This window comes from Desertihabitans aurantiacus, assembly GCF_003344635.1.
GTDB classification, from domain to species: Bacteria; Actinomycetota; Actinomycetes; order Propionibacteriales; family Propionibacteriaceae; genus Desertihabitans; species Desertihabitans aurantiacus.
Window position 1 is genome coordinate 1 of sequence record NZ_QPKK01000212.1, and the last position, 6,708, is coordinate 6,708.

Consider the following 6,708-nt stretch of genomic DNA (forward strand, 5'->3'; position numbering starts at 1 on the left):
CGCCCCGGCGGCGGGCAGGTCGTCGACCGTGCCCGCCACCGCGCCCGGGTCGACCCCGGGCTCGGGCTGGGCCTCGGGCGCCCCCGGGCCGGGAGCCGCAGCGGCCTGCGGCTCCCGCACCTCACCCGTCTCCGGGTCGAGCCGGCGCCGGTCGCGGATGGTCGGCCCCTGCTCGGGGTCGACGGGTCCGTGATCGGGATCGGTCACTTGTTCTCGCCCTTCTCCTCGTCGACGATCTCGGCGTCCACCACGTCGTCGTCACCGGCGGTCGAGCCCGCGTCGGCGCCGTCGGTGCTGCCGGCCTCGGAGGTCCCGGCCGACTGCTGCTGCTGGGCGGCGGCGTAGACGGCCTGGCCCATCGCGGCGGCGGCGGAGTTCAGCTTGTCCATGCCGGCCTTGATCGCGGCGTCGTCCTCGCCCTCGAGCGCGGTCTTCAGCTCCGCGACCGCCTCCTCGACCGGCTTCTTGACGTCGTCGGTCAGGGTCTCGGCGTTGTCGGCCAGCAGCTTCTCGGTGCGGAACACCAGGGCGTCGGCCTCGTTGCGCTGCTCGACGGCCTCGCGGCGGCGGCGGTCCTCCTCGGCGTGGGCCTCGGCCTCCTTGACCATGCGGTCGATGTCCTCCTTGCCGAGGGCCGACCCGCCAGTCACCGTCATCGACTGCTCCTTGCCGGTGGCGGTGTCCTTGGCGTGCACGTGGACGATGCCGTTGGCGTCGATGTCGAAGGCGACCTCGATCTGCGGCATGCCGCGCGGGGCCGGCATCAGGCCGGTCAGCTCGAAGTTGCCGAGCGACTTGTTGTCGCGGGCGAAGTCGCGCTCGCCCTGGTAGACCTGGATCATCACCGACGGCTGGTTGTCCTCGGCGGTGGTGAAGATCTCCGAGCGCTTGGTCGGGATCGTCGTGTTGCGCTCGATGATCTTGGTCATCACGCCGCCCTTGGTCTCGATGCCGAGGCTCAGCGGGGTGACGTCGAGCAGCAGCACGTCCTTGACCTCACCCTTCAGCACACCGGCCTGCAGGCTGGCGCCGAGGGCGACGACCTCGTCCGGGTTCACGCCCTTGTTGGGCTCCTTGCCGCCGGTGAGCTCCTTGACCAGCTCGGCGACGGCGGGCATCCGGGTGGAGCCACCGACGAGGATGACGTGGTCGATCGAGCCGACCGAGGTCTTGGCGTCCTCGATCACGGAGTGGAACGGGGCGCGGCAGCGGTCGAGCAGGTCCTGGGTCATCCGCTGGAACTCGGCGCGGGTGAGCCGCTCCTCCAGGTGCAGCGGGCCCGACTCGCCCAGGGTGATGTAGGGCAGGTTGATGCTGGTCTCCGAGGCCGAGGAGAGCTCGATCTTGGCCTTCTCGGCGGCCTCCTGCAGACGCTGGCGGGCGATCTTGTCCGCACCCAGGTCGGTGCCGTTCTTGTTCTTGAACTGCTTGACCAGCCACTCCACGATGCGGGTGTCCCAGTCGTCACCACCGAGGCGGTTGTCGCCCTTGGTGGCCTTCACCTCGAACACACCCTCGCTGATCTCCAGCAGGGAGACGTCGAAGGTGCCACCACCGAGGTCGAAGACGAGGATGGTCTGCTCGGTCTCGCCCTTGTCCAGGCCGTAGGCCAGCGCGGCGGCGGTCGGCTCGTTGATGATCCGGTCGACCTTCAGGCCGGCGATCTCACCGGCCTCCTTGGTGGCCTGGCGCTCGGCGTCGGAGAAGTAGGCGGGGACGGTGATGACCGCGTTGGTGACGGTCTCACCGAGGTAGGCCTCGGCGTCGCGCTTCAGCTTCTGCAGCACGAAGGCGCTGACCTGCTGGGGACGGTAGGACTTGTCGTCGATGTCGACCTTCCAGTCCGTGCCCATGTGGCGCTTGACGGAGCGGATGGTCCGGTCGACGTTGGTGACGGCCTGGCGCTTGGCGACCTCACCGACCAGCACCTCACCACCCTTGGCGAAGGCCACGACCGACGGCGTCGTCCTGGCGCCCTCGGCGTTGGGGATGACGGTGGGTTCGCCACCCTCGAGAACAGCGACCACCGAGTTGGTGGTGCCCAGGTCGATTCCGACTGAACGTGCCATGTGTCTGTCTTCCTCCAGTGGTTCTGACCCGCCACGGGTCGTGTCTGAGTCATGACGGCTCAACTTCGTCCTTGAGCCCGACGGACTCAACTATGCACGCCACCTCCCCATTCCGCCAATCAGGGTTGAGCCTGGTTCGCTCAAGGCGACGCTCAGGGTCGGCGGGGACGGCGCCGGCGGCCCGTTACGCTCGGCCGGTGCTCGTCCTGCTGCCGCCCTCGGAGTCCAAGCACGTCCGCACCCGGGGACGTCCGATGGACCTGGGGTCGCTCAGCTGGCCCGAGCTCACCACGACCCGGGAGCGTCTGCTGGACGCCCTGGCCGAGGCCAGCAGCCGGCCGGACGCCGTCGAGCTGCTCAAGGTCAGCCCCGGGCTGGGCGAGGAGGTCGCCCGCAACACCCGGCTGCGGACCGCACCGGCCGTCCCGGTGGCCGAGCTGTACACCGGGGTGCTCTACGACGCGCTGTCGCTGGCCACCCTGAGCAGCGCCGGACGCCGGCGGGCCACCCGGACGCTCGTGGTCGCCTCCGCGCTGCACGGGGCGCTGCGGCTGGGTGACCGGGTCAGCCCCTACCGGTTGTCGATGTCGGCCCGGCTGCCCGGGCTCGGCCCGCTCGCGGCGTGCTGGCGCCCGGTGCTGGGTCCGGTGCTGGACGCGGCGGCCGGGGACGGGCTGGTGGTCGACTGCCGCAGCGGCAGCTACGCCGCGGCCTGGACGCCCGCGCGCACCGAGCGGTGGGTGCGGGTCGAGGTGCCCGGCGCCACCCACCTGGCCAAGCACACCCGCGGGCTGGTCGCCCGGGCGCTGTGCGAGCACCCGGGACGTCCGCGCGGCGCCGAGCAGCTGGCCGACGCGCTGGCCGGCGAGTTCACCGTCGCGCTGCAGCGGACGGCCAAGGGCTGGGCGCTGCAGGTCGGGCGCTGAGGGTCCCGCTCCCCCGACCCTGAGAACCTGTTCGCCGGGACGCCGGGACGCACCGGTCGTGACGGCGATGACGTACACGGTCCCATCGCGGGCCGGCGGAAGGGCTGCCAGGGCTGGTCGGCTCGCCTACGATGGCGGGGCCGTACCACTGAGCGAGGGACAGCCGATGACCGCCACCGCCAAGGGCTCCGACCGCGAGCTGCGCGACGTCGACCCCGCCGTCGACGACCTCGACGCCAGCGAGGACCTCGACGACCTCGAGGACGACCTGTCGACCGAGGCGCCGACCAGGGCCTGGGGGCTGCTGCTGATCATCACCTCGGCGCTGGGCTTCCTCGCCTCGATGGTGCTGACCATCGACCGGATCACCATCGCGGGCAACCCCGACGCCACCTTCGCCTGCGACATCAGCCCGTTCGTGGCCTGCGGACCGGCGATGACCTCGGAGGCCGGGGCGATCTTCGGCTTCCCCAACCCGCTGCTCGGCATCGCCGGGTACGCGATCACGGGGACCACCGGCGTGCTGCTGGCCAGCGGGCTGCGACCGCCGCGGTGGTACCTGCTCAGCCTGCAGGCCGGGGTGATCGGCGCGGCGGTGCTGATCACCTTCCTGCAGTACCAGATCATCAACGTGGTCAACGCGCTGTGCCTGTGGTGCTTCCTGGTCTGGCTGGTGACCATCCCGATCGTCGTCACCACGACGATCACCAACCTGCGGGTGGGCACCTTCGGCGCCGGTCTGCAGCGCATCGGCCGGGAGCTGGCGCACTGGCAGGTGCTGGTGGTGACCATCTGGTACGTGGCGCTGCTGGTCGCCCTGGGCCTGCGCTTCTACGCCGAGTTCGCCCGGTACTGGTTCGGCGTCAGCCTCTGACCTCCCCGGGCACCACCGCGCCCGAGGTGCTTGGCAGGATGCCGGGCATGGACACCACCCGCCTCGGTCCCACCGGTCTGCGCGTCAGCCGGGTCGCGCTCGGCTGCATGAGCTACGGCGACGCCTCCCGCGGGGGTCACCCGTGGGTGCTGGACGAGGAGGCGGCCCAGCCGTTCTTCCGCCAGGCGGTGGAGCTCGGCATCACCTTCTGGGACACCGCCAACGTCTACAGCCTCGGCTCCTCGGAGGAGTTCACCGGACGGGCGCTGCGCCGCTACAGCCGGCGCGAGGACATCGTGCTGGCCACCAAGCTCAACGGCCGGATGCACGACGGCCCGGGCGGGTCCGGGTTGTCCCGGCGCGCGGTGATGGAGCAGGTGGACGCCTCGCTGACCCGGCTCGGCACCGACTTCATCGACCTCTACCAGATCCACCGCTTCGACCCCCAGACGCCGGTCGAGGAGACGATGGAGGCCCTGCACGACGTGGTGCGGGCGGGCAAGGTCCGCTACCTGGGGGCGTCCTCGATGTATGCCTGGCAGTTCGCCAAGATGCAGCACGCCGCCGACCTCGGCGGCTGGACCCGCTTCGTCACCATGCAGGACCAGTACAGCCTGCTGATGCGCGAGGAGGAGCGGGAGATGTTCGGCCTGCTCGCCGACAGCGGCGTCGGCTCGCTGCCGTGGAGCCCGTTGGCCCGCGGTCGGCTGGCCCGGCCGTGGGGCGAGCAGACCAACCGCTCCGGCACCGACGAGTTCGGCAAGAAGCTGTTCCAGGAGTCCGACCAGGCCATCGTCGAGGCCGTCGAGCGGGTGGCCTCGGGCCGCGGGGTGCCGATGGCGCAGGTGGCGCTGGCGTGGGTGCTGCGCAACCCGGTGGTGGACGCCCCGATCGTCGGCGCGACCAAGGCGCACCACCTCGACGACGCGGTCGGCGCGCTCGAGCTGGAGCTGACCGAGGACGAGGTCGCCATCCTGGAGGCGCCCTACACCCCGCGGGAGCCCGTCGGGTTCTGAGCCCGCTACCGGCCGTCGGTGGCGTAGCCGGCCGCGCGCAGCTCGATCAGGTACTCGCTGTCGGCGGGCTGCAGGTAGTACGCCTCGGAGTGGTCGTCGGTCGAGCCCCGGCGGACGGGCAGGCCGCCCGCGGTGATGACCGCGTCGAAGGAGTGCTCGTTCAGGGCAGCGTGCGGGTTGCTCAGCAGCCAGTCCTGCACGCGCTTCTCGCAGCGGGTGAACCAGTGCCGGACGTCGCTCGTCGTCATGGCGCCCATCACACACCCTGTCCCAGGTACACGGTCAAGGCTCCCGGCGGGCTCGTGACGCGGTCGCCCCGCGGTCAGTCACCGACGGCGCTGCGGCCGCGCCGGACCACCAGGCCGTCGGGCGGGCGGACCACGTCGGTGTCCTTGCCGGCGTAGTCGAACTGGGAGAGGAAGAAGCGCATCGCGTTGATCCGGGCGCGCTTCTTGTCGTTGCTCTTGATCGTGGTCCACTGCGCGTGGTCGGTGTCGGTGCGCAGGAACATCGCCTCCTTGGCGGCGGTGTAGTCGTCCCACCGGTCCAGCGACTCCACGTCCATCGGCGAGAGCTTCCACTGCCGGACCGGGTCGAGCTGGCGGATCGCGAAGCGGGTGCGCTGCTCGGTCTGGGTGACCGAGAACCACAGCTTGGTCAGCGAGATGCCGGCGTCGACCAGCATCTGCTCGAACTGCGGCGCCTGGTGCATGAAGAGCTCGTACTCCTCGGGCGTGCAGAAGCCCATCACCCGCTCCACCCCGGCGCGGTTGTACCAGGAGCGGTCGAACAGCACGATCTCCCCGGCGGTGGGCAGGTGCTGCACGTAGCGCTGGAAGTACCACTGGCCCTGCTCGGTGGTGGTCGGCTTGGTCAGGGCCACCACGCGGGCGGAGCGGGGGTTGAGGTGCTCGGTGAAGCGCTTGATGGTGCCGCCCTTGCCGGCGGCGTCGCGGCCCTCGAAGAGCACCACGTGCTTGCGGCCGGTGTCCTGGGTCCAGTACTGGAACTTCAGCAGCTCGATCTGCAGCAGGTACTTCTCCGCCTCGTACTCGTCGCGGCTCATCCGCTCGTCGTAGGGGTACTGCTCGCGCCAGCTCTCCACGGCATTGCCGCCCGGGTCGATGAGGTCGGGGTCGGAGCCGTGCTCGTCGTGGCGGACGCTGAACCCGTCCTCCTGGAGCGAGTCCAGGTACTGCCGGAAGTCCATGGTGCTCATCTGTCTCCCCTCGCCGCGACCGCAGTGCTCTGCCGACCAGTCACCCGGAACGGCCGGCGGGGCCGATCCTGACCGGTGCCGGTGAACGCCGGGTGACACCCGGTGGCCCGGCAGCGGCCCGTACGGGCGGTGCTACCGTCCCCAGGACGTCCGGTCCACCACCTCCCTCGCCGGAGGGTCACCAGACCAGCACCACGGCGTCGTCGCCGCCGGTGCAGGTGATCAGGCCGCCGCTGGCGGAGCAGGCCAGGTCGTAGGTCTGCTCGGTGACGGGGCTGGTGACGTCGACGCGCTGGGCCGCGAACGGGTCGGGGGTGCCGGCCAGCACCACCCGGGCCGCCTCGGCGAAACCGCAGGAGGTGTTCGCGTTGCCCGACGCCGACCGCGAGAGCCCGCCGGCCGGTCCGGTCACGGCCTCGCAGACGGTCGCCCCGGCGGGGAGCGCGGGCGGAGCGGCGCTGCCGCTCGGCGTCGGTGTCGGAGCCGAGCTCGGGGTGGTGGCGTCCTGGCTGGGGCTCGCCACGGCCGTGGGCGGCCTCGTCGGTGCCGCCGCGCGCGGCGGGTCGGGGCGGAGCAGCAGGTAGCCGAGCAGACCGAGCAGCCC

The 6,708-nt window shown here is 71.3% G+C and carries 6 protein-coding genes and 2 pseudogenes; 3 read left to right on the forward strand and 5 right to left on the reverse strand.

The window, feature by feature from the left end:
* Both DVA66_RS21350 and dnaK read right to left on the reverse strand, forming a co-directional pair.
* Nucleotides 1–207, reverse strand: a pseudogene (locus DVA66_RS21350) (hypothetical protein); the annotation flags it as partial.
* A complete protein-coding gene (dnaK, locus tag DVA66_RS15115; RefSeq protein WP_114560827.1) occupies nucleotides 204–2,069 on the reverse strand; it encodes a molecular chaperone DnaK in 1,866 nt (621 codons plus the stop codon). The gene dnaK and the pseudogene DVA66_RS21350, both read right to left, overlap by 4 nt.
* Nucleotides 2,070–2,266: 197 nt before the next feature.
* Between dnaK and DVA66_RS15120 the strand changes: the two genes are divergently transcribed.
* From DVA66_RS15120 to DVA66_RS15130, 3 genes are all read left to right on the forward strand, one after another.
* Entirely contained in the window at nucleotides 2,267–2,995 is a 729-nt protein-coding gene (locus tag DVA66_RS15120; protein WP_114560828.1) for a YaaA family protein, read from the forward strand.
* Between the two features lie 166 nt (nucleotides 2,996–3,161).
* Nucleotides 3,162–3,869 (forward strand): vitamin K epoxide reductase family protein, encoded by a 708-nt coding sequence (locus tag DVA66_RS15125; protein ID WP_157974035.1) that lies wholly within the window; start codon nucleotides 3,162–3,164, stop codon nucleotides 3,867–3,869.
* 47 nt (nucleotides 3,870–3,916) lie between these two features.
* A complete protein-coding gene (locus tag DVA66_RS15130) occupies nucleotides 3,917–4,885 on the forward strand; it encodes an aldo/keto reductase (protein WP_114560830.1) in 969 nt (322 codons plus the stop codon).
* A 5-nt stretch (nucleotides 4,886–4,890) separates the two neighbouring features.
* Here the strand turns inward: DVA66_RS15130 and DVA66_RS15135 are convergent, their stop codons facing one another.
* The 3 genes and pseudogenes from DVA66_RS15135 to DVA66_RS20995 form a co-directional block, all read right to left on the reverse strand.
* Complete coding sequence (locus DVA66_RS15135) at nucleotides 4,891–5,133, reverse strand: hypothetical protein (protein ID WP_157974036.1); 243 nt, start codon at nucleotides 5,131–5,133, stop codon at nucleotides 4,891–4,893.
* 74 nt (nucleotides 5,134–5,207) lie between these two features.
* On the reverse strand, nucleotides 5,208–6,104 hold the full coding sequence (gene ppk2 / locus DVA66_RS15140) for a polyphosphate kinase 2 (RefSeq protein WP_114560832.1): 897 nt from the start codon (nucleotides 6,102–6,104) through the stop codon (nucleotides 5,208–5,210).
* A 178-nt stretch (nucleotides 6,105–6,282) separates the two neighbouring features.
* Nucleotides 6,283–6,708, reverse strand: a pseudogene (locus tag DVA66_RS20995) (hypothetical protein); the annotation flags it as partial.